Annotated in this window: 14 protein-coding genes and 4 pseudogenes; 9 read left to right on the top strand and 9 right to left on the bottom strand. The window is 69.8% G+C overall.

What is annotated here, in order from left to right; translation table 11 throughout:
• Positions 1-553 precede the first annotated feature (553 nt).
• Complete coding sequence (locus tag ACZ6D7_RS44450) at positions 554-1,495, top strand: hypothetical protein (protein ID WP_469503907.1); 942 nt, start codon at positions 554-556, stop codon at positions 1,493-1,495.
• Here the strand turns inward: ACZ6D7_RS44450 and ACZ6D7_RS44445 are convergent.
• Positions 1,425-2,222, bottom strand: a pseudogene (locus tag ACZ6D7_RS44445) (cation:proton antiporter domain-containing protein); the annotation flags it as partial. The gene ACZ6D7_RS44450 and the pseudogene ACZ6D7_RS44445 overlap by 71 nt on opposite strands.
• A 321-nt stretch (positions 2,223-2,543) precedes the next feature.
• Between ACZ6D7_RS44445 and kdpF the strand changes: the two are divergent.
• The 6 genes from kdpF to ACZ6D7_RS44415 all read left to right on the top strand — a co-directional run bounded on the left by kdpF (position 2,544) and on the right by ACZ6D7_RS44415 (position 10,478).
• Entirely contained in the window at positions 2,544-2,633 is a 90-nt protein-coding gene (kdpF, locus tag ACZ6D7_RS44440) for a K(+)-transporting ATPase subunit F (protein ID WP_016434100.1), read from the top strand.
• A gap of 8 nt (positions 2,634-2,641) precedes the next feature.
• Complete coding sequence (gene kdpA / locus ACZ6D7_RS44435) at positions 2,642-4,306, top strand: potassium-transporting ATPase subunit KdpA (RefSeq protein ID WP_469503905.1); 1,665 nt, start codon at positions 2,642-2,644, stop codon at positions 4,304-4,306.
• Positions 4,303-6,429, top strand: coding sequence for a potassium-transporting ATPase subunit KdpB (gene kdpB, locus ACZ6D7_RS44430; protein WP_469503902.1), 2,127 nt, complete (start codon positions 4,303-4,305; stop codon positions 6,427-6,429). Before kdpA ends, kdpB begins: the two co-directional genes overlap by 4 nt.
• Positions 6,430-6,434: 5 nt before the next feature.
• On the top strand, positions 6,435-7,103 hold the full coding sequence (locus tag ACZ6D7_RS44425; protein WP_469503899.1) for a potassium-transporting ATPase subunit C: 669 nt from the start codon (positions 6,435-6,437) through the stop codon (positions 7,101-7,103).
• Positions 7,104-7,219: 116 nt separating this feature from the next.
• Complete coding sequence (locus tag ACZ6D7_RS44420) at positions 7,220-7,903, top strand: response regulator (RefSeq protein WP_469503896.1); 684 nt, start codon at positions 7,220-7,222, stop codon at positions 7,901-7,903.
• Positions 7,904-7,955: 52 nt separating this feature from the next.
• Positions 7,956-10,478, top strand: coding sequence for a DUF4118 domain-containing protein (locus ACZ6D7_RS44415; RefSeq protein ID WP_469503893.1), 2,523 nt, complete (start codon positions 7,956-7,958; stop codon positions 10,476-10,478).
• Positions 10,479-10,767: 289 nt separating this feature from the next.
• Here ACZ6D7_RS44415 and ACZ6D7_RS44410 read toward each other — a convergent pair whose 3' ends face one another.
• From ACZ6D7_RS44410 to ACZ6D7_RS44375, 8 genes and pseudogenes are all read right to left on the bottom strand, one after another.
• Complete coding sequence (locus ACZ6D7_RS44410; protein WP_469503890.1) at positions 10,768-11,160, bottom strand: potassium-transporting ATPase subunit KdpA; 393 nt, start codon at positions 11,158-11,160, stop codon at positions 10,768-10,770.
• Positions 11,161-11,259: 99 nt separating this feature from the next.
• A pseudogene (locus ACZ6D7_RS44405) lies at positions 11,260-11,955 on the bottom strand (potassium-transporting ATPase subunit B); the annotation flags it as partial.
• A 22-nt stretch (positions 11,956-11,977) separates the two neighbouring features.
• A pseudogene (locus ACZ6D7_RS44400) lies at positions 11,978-12,457 on the bottom strand (MsnO8 family LLM class oxidoreductase); the annotation flags it as partial.
• 142 nt (positions 12,458-12,599) lie between these two features.
• Positions 12,600-13,016: pseudogene (locus tag ACZ6D7_RS44395) on the bottom strand (flavin reductase family protein); the annotation flags it as partial.
• 50 nt (positions 13,017-13,066) lie between these two features.
• Entirely contained in the window at positions 13,067-13,495 is a 429-nt protein-coding gene (locus tag ACZ6D7_RS44390; RefSeq protein WP_469503887.1) for a hypothetical protein, read from the bottom strand.
• Between the two features lie 81 nt (positions 13,496-13,576).
• Complete coding sequence (locus ACZ6D7_RS44385) at positions 13,577-13,927, bottom strand: CocE/NonD family hydrolase (protein ID WP_469503885.1); 351 nt, start codon at positions 13,925-13,927, stop codon at positions 13,577-13,579.
• A 32-nt stretch (positions 13,928-13,959) separates the two neighbouring features.
• On the bottom strand, positions 13,960-14,838 hold the full coding sequence (locus ACZ6D7_RS44380) for an alpha/beta fold hydrolase (RefSeq protein ID WP_469503883.1): 879 nt from the start codon (positions 14,836-14,838) through the stop codon (positions 13,960-13,962).
• 27 nt (positions 14,839-14,865) lie between these two features.
• Positions 14,866-15,567, bottom strand: coding sequence for an SDR family oxidoreductase (locus ACZ6D7_RS44375; RefSeq protein ID WP_469503880.1), 702 nt, complete (start codon positions 15,565-15,567; stop codon positions 14,866-14,868).
• A gap of 970 nt (positions 15,568-16,537) precedes the next feature.
• Here ACZ6D7_RS44375 and ACZ6D7_RS44370 point away from each other — a divergent pair.
• Positions 16,538-18,037 carry an MFS transporter gene (locus ACZ6D7_RS44370; RefSeq protein WP_469503877.1) on the top strand — a complete coding sequence of 500 codons (1,500 nt, stop codon included), beginning with the start codon at positions 16,538-16,540 and terminating at the stop codon, positions 18,035-18,037.
• A 626-nt stretch (positions 18,038-18,663) separates the two neighbouring features.
• Positions 18,664-19,233 (top strand): TetR/AcrR family transcriptional regulator, encoded by a 570-nt coding sequence (locus ACZ6D7_RS44365; protein ID WP_469503875.1) that lies wholly within the window; start codon positions 18,664-18,666, stop codon positions 19,231-19,233.
• Positions 19,234-19,442: the final 209 nt, after the last annotated feature.

Here is a 19,442-nt window from a genome sequence, read left to right as displayed (position 1 = left end):
TTTGATTCTTGGGGGGAGGACGGGACGACTTCTGACAGGACACTTCTTGTGACTGTCTGGCCGAACCGCTTGTTTGCTAGCCGCCGTTCCCTCCTCCCCCAACCCCCCCCCCCCCCAGGACTGCGCCGCAACGACGACGGCGGCGAGGACGACGAGACGCCGTCGCGTGCCCGGAGAAACCTAGCCGGGCCGGACACCCGAACCGCCTCTTCCGGCACGGAATTTGCGCCTCCCTGACGGCCGTCCGGGCGACGCCGTCAAGCTCCCGTCAAGGTCACCTGAGAAAGCGTCAGGAGCGCATCAACGCGCGGCCTCCCTGGCCGAGACCGGTCGCAGACTGAGCGGCACGGGGGACGCGGACGACCGTCCGTGTCGTGAGGTTGGAGGGCTCGTGACGCTCACGGCCAGAACCACGCGCAGTCCTGAGGCGGAGGCCGGGACCGGCGCACGGGCACCACACGAATCGGTCGTCCCGCCCGGAGAACGGCCCGGTCCGCGGCCCGGAGGGGGGCCGCGGCCGGGCGCTTCGGGCCTCCGCCTCCGCCGGCGGACCGTGGCCGCGCGGGCCGCTCTGCGCCGCCGCTTCTGGGCCACCGTGCCCGCGCGGCTGCGCATCCTGCACGCGGCCACGGTCTCGCTCGCCGCCGCTCTCGCCGCGCTGCTCCTGCTGGCCGGGCTCGCGGCCATGGGTACCTGGGACGCCGTCGCGGGACGCGACGCACCCCGCACCACCAGCGCCGCCGACCTCAACCTCGCCCTCAACGACATGGACGCCCAGGCCGCCAACCTCCTGCTGTCCAGCGGCGACGGGGGTGAGGGGCGGCTGAAGACCCCGTACGAGAAGGCCGTCGGCTTCTGCGGCGACGCCCGCCGCGAGATCAGCCACGACCTGCGCATCCTCGCCGTCGCCGCGCAGGGCGACGGGGCCGACGAGCGGACGGTGGAGTCCCTCACCGACGACTTCGCCGCGTACCAGGAACTCATCGGCTGCGCCCTGGAGAACGACGACCGCACCGGCGGCAAGCAGGCCGCGCTGGCCGACTACCGCACGGCCACGGACCTGCTTCAGCACCGACTCCTTCCGGATGCACGGCAGTTGGTGTCCTCCAATGACCAGGCGTTCGGGCCCGTTCCACGCTCTCCGCCCAGCTCACGGCAGCGCTCGCGATCGGTGCGCTGCTGCTCGCCGCGCTCGGTGTCCTCCAGTGGTACCTGGCCCGCCGCTTCCACCGGATCCTCAACCCCGCCCTGCTCGCCGCCACCGCCTTCGCCCTGCTCGCCGTCGTCCTCGGCACACAACTGCTGTCCGCTTCCGCCGAGCACCTGCGCGGGGCCCGCCGCGACGCCTTCTCCTCGCGACGGCCGCGCTCACCGCCGTCGGGCTGAGGCCGCGGCTGGCCGAGTTCCGCTGACCCGACGCCCGCTCACGCGTCCGCGAGCCTGGCCTCCTCCAGGTCCAGCGAGCGTTGCAGCCGGCGCCGCGTGGTGTCGCTGATGCGGTGCTCGTCGTACAGGCGCTGGAGTTCGGCTGCCTCGACCGTGATCAGGTCGCGGCGCAGCTGGCGGTAGGTGAGGTCGGCGGACTCGGCCGACGGGCCGGCGCCGGCGGCCTGCGCGAGGCGGTCGCGGGCGTCGTCGACCCTCGCTGTGAGACTGCGGCGGAGCCGGTCGAGGACGACCTCCGGTACGGCCTCCAGGTCCGCGATCTCCTCCAGCCGACTCAGACCGGCGTTCGCGAGGCCGCACCGGGCCTCGGCCTCCTCGCGATCCGTGTGATCGGGCTCCAGGGCGATGCCGGAGCGACGGACGACGGGTGCCAGGGTGAAGCCCTGGACGACGAGAGTGGTGACCACGACCGACGTGGTCAGGACGAGGACCAGAGGGCGCTCCGTGAGCGGGGTCCCGGCCTGAGTGGTCACCGGGATCGACAGGGCCGCCGCCAGCGGGACGACCCCTCGGGTGCCGGCCCAGGTCAGGACCACCGGCACCCGCCAGTTCATCCGCTGGATGCCGCCCTTGCGCTGGGCCACCGCCGACAGCGGCGCCAGCCACAGCAGGCGCATGGCGATCAGGGTGGCGGCGACGGCGAGCGCGTACAGCGGCCAGGCGCGGTCGCCGTCGGAGAGGGCGCGGACCTGGGCGGGCAGGGCCAGACCGATGAGGGAGAACACCACGCTCTCCAGCAGGAACACCACCGTGCCGTACACCGCGTGCAGTTTGATCTCGGCGTCTCCGCGTTTCTCAGCACCTGACGTCTCACGACGGCCCGTCCCTCGCGGGGCGGGCCGTCGGCGTGTTCAAGCGGAAGGGGGATTCGTCCCGCAGATGGAGGGGGCTGCCGTATGAGTTCCGTCAAAGCCGGACCCGTTGCCGTAAGGGAGGTGTCAACGGCGACCGAAACCGGCCAGGGAGGCGGTTTCCTCTAACCGTCCGTTCGATCCGAACCTCTTCTAGGAGCTCGCGATGGCCGACCTGGCCTTCGTCGTCACCACGGTCGCGGTGTTCGCGCTGGTGGCCCTTGTCGCCAAGGGGGTGACCAAGCTGTGACTGCCGAGAACATCGTCGGCCTCGTCGTGGCCGTCGCCCTGCTGGGTTATCTCGTCCTCGCCCTGATCTTCCCGGAGAGGTTCTGAGAAGCGACATGAGTCCTGTCCTCGCCGGCATCCTCCAACTGCTCGCTCTGATAGCGGCGCTGGGGCTCGCCTACGTCCCGCTCGGCAACTACATGGCCAGGGTCTACTCCTCCGACAAGCACTGGCGTGTCGAGAAGTGGATCTACAAGGGCATCGGCGCCAACCCGGACACCGAGATGCGCTGGCCCGCGTACCTGCGCGGCGTCCTCGCGTTCTCGGCGGTCGGCGTGCTGTTCCTCTACCTGCTCCAGCGGCTCCAGGGCCATCTGCCCGGCTCGCTGGGCTTCGCCGCGATCGACCCGGACCAGGCGTTCAACACCGCCGCGTCGTTCGTGTCGAACACGAACTGGCAGTCGTACTACGGCGAGCAGGCCATGGGCCACGTCGTGCAGACGGCCGGTCTCGCGGTGCAGAACTTCGTCTCCGCCGCTGTCGGTATCGCCGTCGCGGTGGCGCTGGTGCGCGGCTTCGCCCGGTCCCGTACCGGTGAGCTGGGCAACTTCTGGTCGGACCTGGTGCGCGGGACCGTCCGGATCCTGGTCCCGATAGCGGTGATCGGCGCGATCGTGCTGGTCGCGTGCGGTGCCATCCAGAACTTCTCCGGCATTCACGAGGTCGGCCAGTTCATGGGCGGCAATCAGGACTGGAACGGCGGTGCGGTCGCCTCGCAGGAGGCCATCAAGGAGCTGGGGACGAACGGCGGCGGCTACTTCAACGCCAACAGCGCCCACCCGTTCGAGAACCCGACCCCGTTCACGAACCTCTTCGAGATCTTCCTGATCCTGCTCATCCCGTTCGCGCTGACCCGCACGTTCGGCATCATGGTCGGCTCCGTCAGGCAGGGCTACGCGATCCTGGCGACGATGGGCACGATCTGGGTCGGTTTCATCGCGCTGATGATGTGGACCGAGTTCGCGCACCACGGCCCGGCGTTCGACATCGCGGGCGGCGCGATGGAGGGCAAGGAGCAGCGCATCGGGGTCGGCGCCTCGTCGATCTTCGCGGTGTCGACCACGCTGACCTCGACGGGTGCGGTGGACTCCTTCCACTCGTCCTTCACCGGTCTGGGCGGCGGCATCACGATGCTGGGCATGCAGCTGGGCGAGATCGCGCCCGGTGGTACCGGTTCCGGCCTGTACGGCATGCTGATCATGGCGATCATCGCGGTGTTCATCGCCGGCCTGATGGTGGGCCGCACCCCCGAGTACCTGGGGAAGAAGATCGGCACCCGTGAGATCAAGTTCGCGGCCTGCTACATCCTCATCACCCCGGCGCTGGTGCTGATCTTCACCGCCGCGGCGATGGCCCTGCCCACCCCGGGCAACTCGATGACCAACAGCGGCGCGCACGGGTTCTCCGAGATCCTCTACGCCTACAGCTCGGCCGCGAACAACAACGGTTCGGCCTTCGCCGGGCTGAACGCGGACACCCAGTGGTTCAACAGCACCCTGGGCCTGGCGATGCTGCTGGGCCGTTTCCTGCCGATGGTGTTCGTCCTGGCGCTGGCCGGTTCGCTCGCCGAGCAGAAGCCGGTGCCGGCGACCGCGGGCACCCTGCGCACCGAGAAGCCGCTGTTCACGGGTCTTCTGGTGGGCGCGATCCTGATCATCACCGGTCTGACCTACTTCCCGGCCCTGGCGCTGGGTCCGCTGGCCGAGGGGCTGGCGTCATGACAACCGACGTAACGAAGCAAGAGGACTCGATGTCCACAGCCACCCCGACCCGGGCTCCCCACCAGGACGTCCCGACCGGTCACAAGGAGAGCCGTGTCGGCGCGGGCCTCTTCGATCCCAAGCAGCTGCTGAAGTCGCTGCCGGACGCCTTCCGTAAGCTCGACCCGCGGGTGATGGTCAAGTCGCCCGTGATGTTCGTGGTGTGGATCGGCTCCGTGCTCACCACCGTGTTCTCCTTCAAGGACCCGGGCGACTGGTTCGGCTGGACGATCAGCGCCTGGCTGTGGCTGACGGTCGTCTTCGCCAACCTCGCCGAGGCCGTCGCCGAGGGCCGGGGCAAGGCGCAGGCCGACACCCTGCGCAAGGCCAAGACCGACACCGTGGCGCGCCGGCTCGTGGGGGAGTCCGAAGAGCGGGTGCCCGGCACGGAGTTGCGGATCGGCGACCTGGTGGTCTGCGAGGCCGGCGACATCATCCCCGGCGACGGTGACGTCGTCGAGGGCGTCGCGTCAGTCGACGAGTCCGCCATCACCGGCGAGTCCGCGCCCGTCATCCGTGAGTCCGGCGGCGACCGAAGCGCGGTCACCGGCGGCACGAAGGTCCTCTCCGACCGGATCGTCATCAAGATCACGACGAAGCCGGGCGAGACCTTCATCGACCGGATGATCAACCTGGTCGAGGGCGCGGCCCGGCAGAAGACGCCGAACGAGATCGCCCTGAACATCCTGCTGGCCTCGCTCACGATCGTGTTCCTGCTGGCGGTGGCGACCCTGCCGCCGTTCGCGGACTACGCGGGCACCCACCTCACGATGGTCGTGCTGGTGGCGCTGCTGGTCTGTCTCATCCCGACCACGATCGGCGCCCTGCTCTCCGCGATCGGTATCGCGGGCATGGACCGGCTGGTGCAGCGCAACGTCCTGGCGATGTCCGGCCGGGCCGTCGAGGCCGCCGGTGACGTCTCCACCCTGCTGCTGGACAAGACCGGCACCATCACCCTCGGCAACCGCCAGGCTGCGGAGTTCGTGCCGGTGCGCGGCACTACGGAGGCCGAGGTCGCCGACGCCGCTCAGCTCTCCTCACTGGCCGACGAGACGCCCGAGGGCCGCTCCATCGTCGTACTCGCGAAGGAGAGGTACGGGCTGCGCGAGCGTCACCAGGGCGAGCTCGCCGGCGCCGAGTGGATCGCCTTCACCGCCCAGACCCGCATGTCGGGCGTGGACGTCGACGGCAGGAAGATCCGCAAGGGCGCGGCCGGATCGGTCGTCGCCTGGGTCCGGGAGCGGGGCGGCGAGGTCGCCGAGGACGTCGGCGCGCTCACCGACCGGATCTCCGAGGCGGGCGGTACACCGCTGCTCGTGGCAGTCGAGGACACCGAAGGCGCACGGGTGTTGGGTGTCATCCACCTCAAGGACGTCGTCAAGGACGGCATGCGCGAGCGGTTCGACGAGCTGCGCCGGATGGGCATCAAGACCGTCATGATCACGGGTGACAACCCGCTGACGGCCAGGGCGATCGCCGAGGAGGCCGGCGTCGACGACTTCCTCGCCGAGGCCACCCCCGAGGACAAGATGGCCCTGATCAAGCGGGAGCAGGCGGGCGGCAAGCTCGTCGCGATGACCGGTGACGGCACCAACGACGCCCCGGCCCTCGCCCAGGCGGACGTCGGTGTCGCGATGAACACGGGAACGTCGGCCGCGAAGGAGGCCGGCAACATGGTCGACCTCGACTCGAACCCGACCAAGCTCATCGAGATCGTCGAGATCGGCAAGCAGCTCCTCATCACCCGGGGCGCGCTCACGACGTTCTCCATCGCCAACGACGTCGCGAAGTACTTCGCGATCATCCCGGCGCTGTTCGCGGCCGTCTACCCGGGCCTGGACAAGCTCAACATCATGGGCCTGTCCTCGCCGGATTCCGCGATCCTGTCCGCGGTCATCTTCAACGCGCTGATCATCATCGCGCTGGTGCCGCTGTCGCTGAAGGGGGTGCGGTACCGGCCGGTCAGCGCCGACCGGATGCTGCGGCGCAACCTGACGATCTACGGCATCGGCGGCCTGATCGCCCCCTTCATCGGCATCAAGCTCATCGACCTGCTCATCTCCCTCATCCCCGGGATCGGCTGACCGCCATGAACAACTCCGTAACCAACACCGCCCGTTTGCTCGGGGCGGGCCTGCGCGCCCTCCTCGTGCTGACCCTGGTGACCGGCGTCATCTACCCGCTGCTCGTCACCGGCATCGCCCAGGGACTGTTCAGCGACCAGGCCAACGGCTCCGAGATCAAGGCGGACGGCAAGGTCGTCGGCTCCTCCCTCATCGGACAGTCGTACAACCTGCCGCTGAGGAAGGGCCAGGAGACCCCGGAGCCCGACCTGAAGTGGTTCCAGGGCCGCCCGGCCAACGGCCTCGGCAGCAACAGCGTCAACACCCAGTACAAGCTGATCCTGTCCGGCGCCACCAACCGGTCCGCCGACAACAAGGACCTGATCGATTGGGTGACCGCCGCCAAGGCCGCCGTCGTCAAGGACAACTCGGTCGGCGGCTACACGGTCAAGCCCTCCGACGTCCCCGCCGACGCGGTCACCTCCTCCGGCTCCGGCCTCGACCCGGACATCTCCCCGGACTACGCGGACATCCAGGTCCACCGCGTCGCGGAGAAGAACGGCCTGTCCGTCGCTCAGGTCCAGAAGCTGGTCGACGAGCACACCGACGGCCGCACCCTCGGCTTCATCGGCGGACCCCGCGTCAACGTCCTGGAACTCAACATCGCGCTCAAGGAACTCCTGGCCAAGAGCTGACGGCGTTGCGCGACCCACAGGGGAGTTGGCGGTCCGGGAGCGATCCGGGTCCGCCGACTCCCGCCGCCATGAAGCCGGTACGGCCCGACGACGTACGACAGGAAAGGCGCACGCCCATGACCCGTGTGCTGGTGGTGGAGGACGATCCTCAGCTCGTCCGGGCTCTCATCATCAATCTCCAGGCACGCCGGTACGGGGTCGACGCGGCCCCCGACGGCGCCACCGCGCTGCGGCTCGCCGCCGCCTGTCAGCCCGACGTGGTCCTGCTCGACCTCGGGCTGCCCGACATGGACGGCGTCGACGTCATCAAGGGGCTGCGGGGCTGGACGCGGGTGCCGATCCTCGTGCTGTCCGCGCGTCAGGCGTCCGAGGAGAAGGTCGCCGCGCTCGACGCCGGCGCCGACGACTACGTCACCAAGCCGTTCAGCATGGACGAACTGCTCGCCCGGCTGCGGGCCGCCGTCCGCCGCACCGAGGACGTACCGCTCGCACAGGGGGCGACGCTCGTCGAGACCGACGACTTCACCATCGACCTGCTGGCCAAGAAGGCCGTACGGGACGGACGCGACATCCGCCTCACCCCGACCGAATGGCACCTGCTCGAAATACTGATCACCAACCCGGGCCGGCTGATCACCCAGAAGCACCTGCTCCAGGAGGTCTGGGGGGTCTCGCAGAGCAACAAGACCAACTACCTGCGCGTCTACATGGCCCAGCTGCGCCGCAAGCTGGAAGCGGATCCCGCCCACCCCCGCTACCTCATCACCGAGCCCGGCATGGGCTACCGCTTCGCGTGCTGAACGCCGTCCCGCCCGCCCCGCACCCCGACCGCCGAGACGAAGAGACGAGACCATGGCACGCGGCAAGCTTCGGATATACCTCGGTGCGGCACCGGGCGTCGGCAAGACGTACGCGATGCTCTCCGAGGCGCACCGCCGTGTCGAACGCGGCACCGACTGCGTGGTCGCCTTCGTCGAGCACCACCACCGGCCGCGCACCGAGGTGATGCTGCACGGCCTGGAGCAGATCCCGCGCAAGGAGTTGGAGTACCGCGGCGGCACGTTCACCGAGATGGACGTGGACGCGGTGCTCGCCCGGCGACCGCAGGTGGCCCTGGTCGACGAACTCGCCCACACCAACATCCCCGGCTCCCGCAACACCAAGCGCTGGCAGGACGTGGAGGAGCTGCTGGCCGCCGGGATCGACGTGGTCTCGACGGTCAACATCCAGCACCTGGAGTCGCTGGGCGACATCGTCGAGTCCATCACGGGGGTACGGCAGCAGGAGACCGTGCCGGACGAGGTGGTGCGGCGGGCGGACCAGATCGAGCTGGTCGACATGTCGCCGCAGGCGCTGCGTCGGCGTATGGCGCACGGAAACGTCTACAAGCCGGACAAGGTCGACGCGGCTCTGTCCAACTACTTCCGGCCCGGCAACCTGACCGCTCTGCGGGAGTTGGCGCTGCTGTGGGTGGCCGACCGGGTCGACGCGTATCTCACCGAGTACCGCAGCGAACACCAGGTGTCGGCGATCTGGGGCTCACGTGAGCGGATCGTGGTCGGGCTGACCGGCGGTCCGGAGGGGCGCACGCTGATCCGCCGGGCGGCCCGGCTCGCGGAGAAGGGCGCCGGCGGCGAGGTCCTGGCCGTCTACATCTCCCGCAGCGACGGCCTGACCTCCGCCTCGCCCAAGGAACTGGCGATCCAGCGGACCCTTGTCGAGGACTTGGGCGGCACCTTCCACCACGTCGTCGGCGAGGACGTCTCGGTCGCGATCCTGGACTTCGCCCGCGGGGTGAACGCCACCCAGATCGTCCTTGGCGTGTCCCGTCGCAAGGGATGGCAGTACGTCTTCGGGCCGGGTGTCGGTGCCACGGTCGCCCGGGAGTCGGGCCCCGACCTGGACGTCCACCTGATCACCCACGACGAGGCGGGCAAGGGGCGCGGGCTGCCGGTGGCCCGTGGCGCGCGGCTCGGCCGGTCCCGGGTCGTCTGGGGCTGGCTGGTCGGTGTGGCCGGCCCAGCCCTCCTGACGCTGCTGCTCACCAGCGTCACGCCCGAGGTCGGCCTGGCCAACGACATGCTGCTGTTCCTCACGCTGACGGTGGCCGCGGCTCTGCTGGGGGGTCTGTACCCGGCACTGGCCTCGGCGGTGGTGGGTTCCCTGCTGCTGAACTGGTACTTCACCCCGCCCGTCCACACCCTGACGATCGCCGACCCCAAGAACATCGTCGCCATCGCCATCTTCGTCGGCGTGGCCGTGTCGGTGGCCTCGGTGGTGGACCTGGCGGCCCGGCGCACGCATCAGGCGGCCCGGCTGCGTGCCGAGTCGGAGATCCTCTCCTTCCTCGCCGGCAACGTGCTGCGCGGCGAGACCAGCCTGGAGGCACTCCTCGAACGTGTCCGGGAGACCTTCGGCATGGAGTCGGTGGCCCTGCTGGAGCGGGAGAGCGACGTGGCGCCGTGGACGTGCGCGGGGCGCGCGGGTACGGGACGGCCCGTGGAGCGGCCGGAGGACGCGGACGTCGACATGCCCGTGGGCGACCACACGGCGCTCGCGCTGACGGGCCGGGTGCTGCCGGCCGCCGACCGGCGGGTGCTGGCGGCCTTCGCCGCCCAGGCCGTCGTCGTACTGGACCGGCAGCGGCTGAAGTCCCAGGCCGACCAGTCCCGCGCGCTCGCCGAAGGCAACCGCATCCGCACGGCCCTGCTGGCCGCCGTCAGCCACGACCTTCGTACACCCTTGGCTGGCATCAAGGCGGCGGTCTCCTCGCTGCGCTCCGACGACGTGGCCTGGTCGGAGGAGGACCAGGCCGAGCTGCTGGAAGGCATCGAGGAGGGTGCCGACCGCCTCGACCACCTCGTGGGCAATCTCCTCGACATGTCACGTCTCCAGACCGGCACGGTCACGCCGATCGTCCGGGAGATGGACCTGGACGAGGTGGTGCCGATGGCACTCGGCGGGGTCCCGGAGGGCAGCGTGGAGCTGGACATCCCCGAGACCCTGCCGATGGTCTCCGTCGACGCGGGGCTCCTGGAGCGGTCCGTGGCCAACCTGGTGGAGAACGCTGTGAAGTACGGCCCGCCGGGCGCGCCCGTTCTGGTGTCCGCCAGTTCCCTCGCCGACCGGGTCGAGGTGCGCGTGGTGGACCGTGGTCCAGGCGTCCCCGACGAGGCCAAGGGGCTCATCTTCGAACCGTTCCAGCGCTACGGGGACGCACCCCGCGGTGCCGGGGTCGGACTGGGTCTGGCGGTGGCGCGGGGCTTCGCCGAGGCCATGGGCGGCACCCTCGACGCCGAGGACACCCCGGGCGGCGGGCTCACCATGGTCCTCGGCCTCCCGGTCGCATCCGGCGTTCAGCCGACTCGGCAATGATCCGGCATCTACGTCCGCGCCCTCGGCCACGAGGTCGTCGAGGTCGCCGTCCATAGCGATCCGGTTAAGGTCCGTGGGCTGGAGGAGAACTGGGACCGCTGGGATCCGGCGTACGGCTCGACGTCATCGACAGCCCGCAGCGCTCGCTCGTCCAGCCGATCGTCGACCATGTCCAGCGGGCGGCGGAGGAGGGACGGCAGATCGCCCTCCTCATCCCGGAGGTCGAGTCCTTCGATGTCGTCGTGTGCGTGGTGCCGTACCGGCTGAGTCTCTGAAGATCCCCCCCGGCCTACAGCAGCCCGTCGGCGATGGTGCCGAGAGACAGCGCCGGAAGGAAGTTGAGCAGTGCCAGGACGACGGCCGCTGCCGTGGCCAGGACGACGAAGTTGACGCCCTGGGCCCGTAGCGTGCCGACCGTGACGACGCCCGGCTGCTGCCTGGCGAGGCGGCCCGGCCAGGGCCAGGACGCAGACCATCGGCAGGTCAGCAGGCTGTGGAAGTCGGTGGCGCCGTTGAAGCCCGCCATCGCGCTGCCGTTGCTGTTGGTGTTGCTGGTGCAGGCGTAGATCAGCTCGGTCAGGCCGTGCGCCCCCGGGTTGCCCATCGAGGACTGCCCGTCGCCGAAGGCGAGCGCGATGCCGGTGCACGCCAGGATCACCGCGGGCGGGATCAGGGCGTACACGACGACCCAGCGCAAAATCCATGCGCTTGCGCTGGTACTCGGGCGTGCGGCCGACCATCAGACCGCCGACGAAGACGGCCACCAGGACGACCATGATCACACCTGGTCGACGATGGCGTCGAGGGCCGCCGGGGCCTCGCCGCCCTGTTCGCGCGCCCAGGCGGTGACCGCGGTGGCCGCCCCCTTGCGCAACAGCCTGCTGTCCGGCAGATCGACCCCCGACATCCGGGTGGTGGCGGTGAACGGCACCCATTCGGCGCCGTCCACCACCCGCTCCGTCAACTGGCGTTCGGTGTAGGCGAATTCGATGATCGAGCGGCCCTCGGGTGTCTCGTCGGCGAGGGACGCGAACAGTGCGGCCCGCGCGAGCCGTTCCACTGGTACCTCGCCGACGGGCAGGAACGCGCTCGCCCGCCGGTTGCCGTAGGTGATCGTGCCGGTCGTGTCGAGCAGCAGAGTGTTGACGTCACCGGCGGCCTCGACCGCCCGGCCGGACATGGCGAGGACGTTGCGCTGCACCAGCCGGTCCATGCCGGCGACGCCGATCGCCGAGAGCAGCGCGCCGATCGTGGTCGGGATCAGACAGACCAGCAGTGAGACCAGCACAATGGCCGTGACGCCGTCCGCGGTGAGCGCCGCGGTGTCGGGCGCGGCGGCCATCGCGTCCTTGGAGAAGATCGCCATCGGCTGGAGGGTCACGACCGCGACCAGGAAGACGAAGGTCAGCATGACCAACAGCAGGTTGAGCGCCGGCTCGTTGGGGGTCTTCTGCCGGTTGGCGCCCTCCACCAGGGCGCCACACCTGGGGCCGGGAGGGGATGCCGGCGGCGGGGTTCAGTCCCGCGAACACATCACCGGGCGGGAAGCGGCGGTCGAAGTGCGCGAGTACCTCTTGGACTTGGAGTTCGAAGTCGTCGGCAGGCGGGGTGTTGCGGTCGCGGCGCAGGGCGAGGTCGGCCACGGGGCCGGCCGTGGCGCGGCCGAGGCCGAGGTCGATCCGGCCCGGGGTGAGGGCTTCGAGCTGGAGGAAGGTCTCGGCGACCTTGTAAGGGCTGTAGTGGTTGAGCAGCACCGCGCCGGAGCCCACCCGGATACGTGAGGTGGTGCGGGCCGCCAGGGCGATGAGGATCTCCGGCGCCGAGCAGGCGGCGCTGGCGGCGTCGTGATGCTCGGCGTACCAGATGCGGTGGTAGCCGAGGTCCTCCGCCTGGCGGGCGGCGTTCACGGCGTCCTGCAGCGCCTGCGGCTTGTCGCCGCCGGGAGCCACGGTGGCCAGTTCGACGAGGGAGAGCTTCATGGTCAGTCTGTCCTTGCTGCCAGTCCTGGTGCCGGACCAGCGGGAAATACGTTCGGCAGGTGTACCGAGGGGCGCGCGTGAAGCGCGGGTGAGCCGCGTGGTGTGAGGTCAGGCGGCCGGCGGTGTGGGTGCCGAAGGAGCGCCGGTGGTAGGTGAGGGGGCCCGGGCTTCCCGCGTCGCTTTCGGCGGCGACGGCACGGGCGAGCAGGACCGTGTGGTCCTCGCCCGGGACGTATGCGTCGACCTCAGCGGCGATCCATGCCGCCGAGCCGGGCAGACGGGGCAGGTCCTCGCTCGGCGACCAGGGGATCCCTTGGAACTTGTCCTGGCCCGAGCGCGCAAAGACCATGGCGAGGTCGATCTGGTGCGAGCCCAGGACGTTGAGACCGAAGCGGCCGGTACGGCGGATGATCGCCAGCAGCTGCGACAGGTTGTCCAACTACACCAGCACCATCGGGGGCGTCAGGGACAGAGAGGCGAAGGCGCTGACCGTGGTGCCGTGCGGGCGCCTGCCGTCCAGAGCGGTGACCACGGCGACCGGGGAGGCGACGGCTGCCATGGCGTCGCGGAATGCGGGCCGGGCGGAGGTGTCGGATATCGGGGTGGCGGTCATGACCGGGGCAGTTCCGTGTAACGCGGGTCGAGCCCGTACTGCTCGCGGGCCCCGAGGTGGTCGCGCAGGGTAGGGCCCTCGTAGTCGAGGTGGAACAGGCCGCGTTCCTGCAGGAGAGGGACGACCTGGTCGACGAAGGCGTCGACGCCGTCGTGGTAGCCGTCGATGGCCAGCGAAAAGCCGTCACAGGCCCCGGCCTCGAACCACTGCTGCATATGGTCGGCCACGTCGGCGGCGGTGCCGGCCACCACCGGGTGGTAGTCGATGACGCCGTGGGCGATCACGTCACGCAAAGTCCAGCCCTCCCGGGCCACTTCGAGGGCGCGGACGGAGCGCGGGTCGTGCGGGCTGGGCACGGCCCCGGCCAACTGACTCGCGCTCAGGGGCTCGTCGATCTGGTCGTAGTCGAGCGGCAGGCCGATCATCGCGCACGCAGGTCCGCTGGTGGGATTCGGCGCCTTTGCCCACCGACGCAACGCATCGGCCGACCCTCCCGCCACTTCCGCTCAGGCCGGAGGCACCACGGGCAGAACGATCCGGGACGGCCGGACGGGATCGTGGAAGACCTGCTGTCGGGCTGCTCGGGCAGAGGTCGCGCTCTGCTCGGGTTCTCCCGTGTTGAGGTTGCGGTCGCAGCGGGGGAAGTTGCTGGAGGTGACCTGGACCCGTATCCGGTGCCCTGCCCGGAAGACGATGCTGGTCGACCGCAGGTCCACAACGTGCGCGGCGAGTTCACCCGGTGTCGCCCGTACCCGCACGATGCCGTCGGTCACATTGCGGGAGACGCCGTTCTCGTCGACGTCGCGCAGGCGGGCCATCCAGTCGGTCGAGGGGCCGTCGGTGGCGGCGAAGAGCACCGCTTTGCTCCTTGGGCCAGTGGTCCCGGGAGTCAGGCCGCCGCGTTCAACAGGTCGGCCAGCACGTCGGGCCGTTCCAGGGCGATGAAGTGGCCGGCCTTCTGAACCTGCGTGAACTCGGCGGCCGGCAGCAGCCGCTTGTTGGCTTCCCGGTCGGAGGGCCGGGACCAGTCCTTCTCGCCGTAGACGAGGTGGACGGGCGCCTTGACCTCGGGGTAGCGCGAGCGGGCCGCGATGAGGCTGGGCAGGGCCTGGTACACGCCCCGCGCGACGGTCGGGTAGCCGTGGCGGGCGCCCACCTGAAGGAGTTCGTCCACGTAGTCCTCCCGCAGCGCGCTCTTGTCGCCCAGGCCGCCCCGAAGGATCTTGCTGAGGGCGGGCTTGGGCTCCACCCCGGCAATCACCGGGCCCACCCCCGGGGCGAGGACACCGCTGATCACCACGCGGGCGAGGAGGCTGGACCGGGCGATCCCGCCGCGGAAGTCGTACGTGTTGACCGCGACGACGCGCCGTACCCGCTCCGGGAGATCGGCCGCGGTGGTCAGGGCGAGCACCGCCCCCATGGACTCCCCGACCAGCGTCACGTCGTGCAGGTCGAGTTCGGTGAGGAGCCGTTTGACGCCCGCGCGCATGGCCGACTCGTCGTACGAGGCGCCGGGCACGATGTCGGAGTAGCCCATCCCCGGCAGGTCGAGGGCGTACACGGTGTAGTGGTCCGCGATCAGCGGGATGAGGTGGCGGAAGTGCTCGGCCTGGGTGCGCACGGTGTGCAGCAGGACCAGGGGAGCGCCGATGCCCGCCTTGAGGTAGCGCAGGGTTCCCTCGCGGCCGTCAAGTCCCGCTCGCGGGGCGATGGTGTGGCTGGTGGTCCCCGGAATGTGGATCGTGGGACGTGACTCGTGGCTGGGCATCTCGCCGACTCCTTGGTGTGAAGGGGGTTACTTCGCCAGTTGGGGGTACAGGCCGGCCAGGTCGCCGGCCAGGCCCGCCTTGACCTGCCGCGAGATGTCGTCGGCGAGCACCTCGTACGCGCCGGTCTCGACCCCGTCGAGGGCGAGCGCGGCGACGTCACGCGGGTCGGACTTGGGTGCGTCGACGTCCGCGGCCAGGTCCGTGTCGACGTAGCCGACGTGCAGTCCGGTGACGGCGATGCCACGCGGCTGAAGCTCCAGGCGCAGGGAGTTGGTCTGCGACCACAGGGCGGCCTTGGAGGCGCTGTAGGAGCCGCCGAGCGCGATCCAGGAGAGCACGGAGTGCACGTTGAGGAGGTGGCCGCCGCCGTTGCGCTCGATGACCGGCACGAAGGCCCGGGCGACCAGGAGCGGGCCGTAGAAATTGGTCTCGAACTCCCGGCGTACGTCGTCGACCGGGGAGTCGAGGAAGGACGCGCCGACCGCGGCACCGGCATTGTTGATCAGCACTGTCACGTCTTGCGCCTGCGCGGCGGCGGCCGCCACGGAGGCCGGGTCGGTGACCTCCAGCGCCACCGGGACGGCGTCGGGGTGCGTCACGCTGCGCGGGTCGCGGGCCGTGGCGTAGACCTTGCCGGCACCGCGCGCGTACAACTCCTCCACCAGCGCCTTGCCGATGCCTCGGCTGCCGCCGGTAACGAAGACGTTCGCGCCCTTCACAACAGTCATGACTCTCTCCACAGGATGAGAAACCGATCGGTTCCCATCAAGGTAAACCGATCGGTTTCCAGGCGCAAGCCCGGCAGGGCCCCGGCTTCACCGGGGCGTTCCGTACCCGTGGATCCCCGGGATGACGAGCTCTCCGCCTGTCCGTCCGGCCTGGTCGATGTCCGCGTCGTCCAAGCCGAGTTGGAGCTTGAGGTCGAGTTCCGACCGTGTCGTAGAGCCACTCCGGGACGATGTCGGGCGCGAGGTGGAGGCGGAGGACTGAAGGGAGGGGGACGCCTTCGACGCCGGATAGGGTGCCCGTCGGGCTCTCGACGTACATGGTGATGCGGTCGCCTCGCAGCGTGGCCGTCGAGCCGGGCGCTCCGTCGATGTGCTGGATCTGCGGGCCGACGGGTACGGCCATCTTCAGGTCGCGGATCGTGACCACGGAGAACTTGAGCACCGCTTGGGCCCGGCGGCCGTGTCCACGGTCACCGCGCCGCCGAAGACGAGGTCGCGCAGTTCGAGGCGGCTTCCCTTCATGTTCCAGGACTCGGCGGCGAATCGACCGGCGCTCGTGTCCTCCGGAGCTTTGAGATCACTGATGTCACAGGTGGGGGAGGTCCCTGTGGTGGGCGCCGGTCGGGACGACGACTCCGGGGTCCGATGGCCGGGGGTGGGGCACGCACAGGGTGCGGCCGGCGGCGCGTCGGATGGTTCCGCGGTCGTCGGCGTGGGCGTCGGAGCGGCCAGGCTCGAGCCGAACGCGTCGAGGGTGTCGCCATGGACCGCCGGCTCACCAGAACGGCCGTGCCGCAACGTCGAGCAACCGGTCGCGCGCCACCGGCCTGCGCGGGCTTCGGCTTCGTCGGGTCGCTCCCGGGCAGGAAGCGACCCGTACTTGCACCATGGAAACCGATCTGTTTACCTAAGCGGAAACAGATCGGTTTCCGGCCCGTGGTCGGCCGATGACCAGCAACTAAGGGGAACAGTGAGTACCACCTACGACCGCGGGGCGCCCGCCTCCGGGAAAACAGACTCGGGCCGCCGCGGCTCACATGCCGTGCGCTGGTGGGTGCTCGTCGTGCTGGGTGTGGCACAGCTCATGGTCACGCTCGATGCGACCGTCGTGAACATCGCACTGCCCGAAGCGCAACATGACCTCGGTTTCAGTGACGGCAGTCGGCAGTGGGTCATCACGGGGTACGCCTTGGCGTTCGGCAGCCTGCTGCTGCTCGGGGGCCGACTCGGTGACCTGTTCGGCCGACGTACGACCTTCGTGACCGGCCTGATCGGTTTCGCGGCCGCATCCGTCGTCGGCGGCGCGGCCGCCAGCTTCGACATACTCGTCGCGGCACGCGTGGCCCAGGGCCTCTTCGCCGCGCTGCTCGCGCCCGCGGCGCTCTCACTGCTCAGCGTGACCTTCACCCAGCCGGCCGAAAGGCCGAAAGCCTTCGGCATCTTCAGTGCGTTGTCCGGTGCGGGCGCCGCGGTCGGACTCCTGCTCGGCGGCATGCTCACCGAATGGGCGTCGTGGCGCTGGGTGATGTACGTGAACGTCATTTTCGCGGGCGTCGCGCTGGTCGGCGCGTTGCTGTTGCTGGCCAAGCCTGTGGTCACCGAGCGACCCAAAATCGACATTCCTGGCACCGTCGTGGTGAGCGCCGCATTGTTCGGCATCGTCTACGGGTTCGCGCACGTCGAATCCACCAGTTGGACCGACCCGGTCGCCCTCGGCTCCATGATCAGCGGCGTGGTGCTGCTCGCGGTATTCGCCTGGCTGGAGCTCAGGGTCGCGCATCCGCTGCTGCCACTGCGAGTCGTGCTGGACCGGACCCGAGGTGGTTCGTTCCTGGCCGTGTTCGTCCTGGGCATGGGGATGTTCTCGATCTTCCTGTTCCTGACCTATTACCTGGAGGCCAGCATCGGCTACTCGCCGATCGAGGCCGGTCTGTCCTTCCTGCCGATGGTCGGCGGCATCGTTGCCTCGTCGACCACGGTGCCTTCGCTGCTGCTGCCCAAGGTCGGCCCGAAGGTCGTGGTCAGCGTCAGCTTCCTGGTCTCCGCATCCGGTATGGCCCTGCTGACCCGGCTCACGCTGGACAGTGCCTACGTCGCCGACATCATGCCGGGCATGATCCTGCTGGGTCTCGGTATCGGTGGGGTGATGACCACCGCGTTCCAGGGTGCGACCGCAGGCGTGCACCACGAGGACGCGGGCGTCTCCTCGGCGCTGATCAACACCAGCCAGCAGGTGGGCGGCTCGATCAGCACGGCGCTGCTGACCACCGTTGCCTCATCGGCCGCGACCGACTACCTGTCCTCGCACAAGCCGGGCGCACTGACCGTGGCCCAGGCCGGGGTCGAGAGCTACACGGCCACCCTGGCGTGGGGTGCCGGGATCTTCGTGGTCGGTGCGGTGCTCACGGCGTTCCTGATGCCGAATTCAGCTCTGGCGCCGTCGGAGGGCGAGCCTGTGATCGCCCACTGAGCCTGAATCCACCGTGGTAAGAAATGTCCTGCGCTGATTGGTGCTCTCCAGGCACGCATCAGCGCAGGAACACAGGGGTCCTCGGCGATGGTCCCGTGCGTTCCGTCTTCAGCAAACCGATCATCGCCGGTGGCGGGCGCCCGCGATGTGTGCTGAATTTGCGAGGCCGATGGACACGTCGGCCATCGCGGGTGCCACCGGGTGCAGTCACAGCAGCGGCAGGCGAGCGGTGTGCCGGCCAAGCGCGGCAAGGAGGGTGAGCGCACCGATTCCGGAGACCGCGATGGCGGTGCCGACGTCCAGTCGCCACCCCCATCAAGGCGCCGCCCGGCTTCTACCGCTTCCTCGCAGTGTTCGTGCCGCTGCAACAGATCACCAGCGGTATCCACTCGATCCTCTACTGCGGCGCCCGAGGTGACGCGGGCCTGGCCCGGTGCTGGATGATGATGGCCACCGGCCTCATTGCGGCCGCACTCCTCGGCTGTGGGGTGACGCGCTGGTACGACCCCCAGGGGCTGTACCGTACCCGTATGCCCGCTCGGTCGTGGGCAGCACCGCGGATCGCCCCGACAAGCATCGTAAACCGATCGGTTTCCATCGGGCCGGAATCGAGTTAACCTCGCAATATGACCACCGAGGCGAAGTCAAGCTCCCGAGAGCGGCTACTGGAGGCAGCGGCCACGCTCACCTACCGAGACGGCGTCAGCATCGGCGTCGACGCGCTGTGCAAGGCGGCGGGGGTGTCGAAACGCTCCATGTACCAGCTGTTCGAGAGCAAGGACGAACTCCTGGCGGCGAGCCTGGAGGAACGCGCCTCCGCCTATGTGGCGACGCTCCTTCCCGCGACGGACGACAACCGTCCACCCCGCGAGCGGATCCTGCACGTCTTCGAGCAGATGGAATCACAGGCCGGCGCCCCCGACTTCCAAGGCTGCCGGTACCTCGCCGTGCAGATCGAGCTCAAAGACCCGAGCCACCCCGCGAGCCAGGTGGCTCGCCGGGTCAAGGCGAACCTGACCGCCTTCTTCCGCGCCGAGGCCGAACAGGGCGGGGCGAGCGACCCGGACCTGCTGGCCCGGCAACTCAGCCTGGTCTTCGACGGCGCCAGCGCCCGCGCGGGAATCAAAGCCGACACGCCGGCCGGACTCATCGCCCCCACCGTGACTGCCCTGCTCGATGCGGCGCACATGCGCTGACGCATCGCGTTTCACGAGCAGCTGCGGCGACCGATGTGCCCGGCGAGTCGCAGCCGACCTCCGGCGATCCGAGAAATTCCCGTGGCGCCACCCCCTTGCCCACCGCCATCCGGGGGGGGGAGTCCGACAGCAGTAGGAGTGGCGGTGAGCATGCCGTGAGCCAGGGACGGGCGTGGTCTCATCGCTACAGGCCCGCAGCCGCAGGTGCA

It is taken from the genome of Streptomyces sp. NPDC041784 (assembly GCF_055591025.1).
This window is presented reverse-complemented; position numbering and strand designations above follow the sequence as displayed.

Bases quoted from the DNA above. Each gene is read 5' to 3' on its own strand.
- ACZ6D7_RS44425 (WP_469503899.1), top strand. From the start codon at position 6,435: ATGAACAACTCCGTAACCAACACCGCCCGTTTGCTCGGGGCGGGCCTG.
- ACZ6D7_RS44375 (WP_469503880.1), bottom strand. From the start codon at position 15,567: ATGACTGTTGTGAAGGGCGCGAACGTCTTCGTTACCGGCGGCAGCCGA.
- ACZ6D7_RS44380 (WP_469503883.1), bottom strand. From the start codon at position 14,838: ATGCCCAGCCACGAGTCACGTCCCACGATCCACATTCCGGGGACCACC.
- kdpA (WP_469503905.1), top strand. From the start codon at position 2,642: ATGAGTCCTGTCCTCGCCGGCATCCTCCAACTGCTCGCTCTGATAGCG.
- ACZ6D7_RS44390 (WP_469503887.1), bottom strand. From the start codon at position 13,495: ATGATCGGCCTGCCGCTCGACTACGACCAGATCGACGAGCCCCTGAGC.
- kdpB (WP_469503902.1), top strand. From the start codon at position 4,303: ATGACAACCGACGTAACGAAGCAAGAGGACTCGATGTCCACAGCCACC.
- ACZ6D7_RS44415 (WP_469503893.1), top strand. From the start codon at position 7,956: ATGGCACGCGGCAAGCTTCGGATATACCTCGGTGCGGCACCGGGCGTC.
- ACZ6D7_RS44365 (WP_469503875.1), top strand. From the start codon at position 18,664: ATGACCACCGAGGCGAAGTCAAGCTCCCGAGAGCGGCTACTGGAGGCA.
- ACZ6D7_RS44420 (WP_469503896.1), top strand. From the start codon at position 7,220: ATGACCCGTGTGCTGGTGGTGGAGGACGATCCTCAGCTCGTCCGGGCT.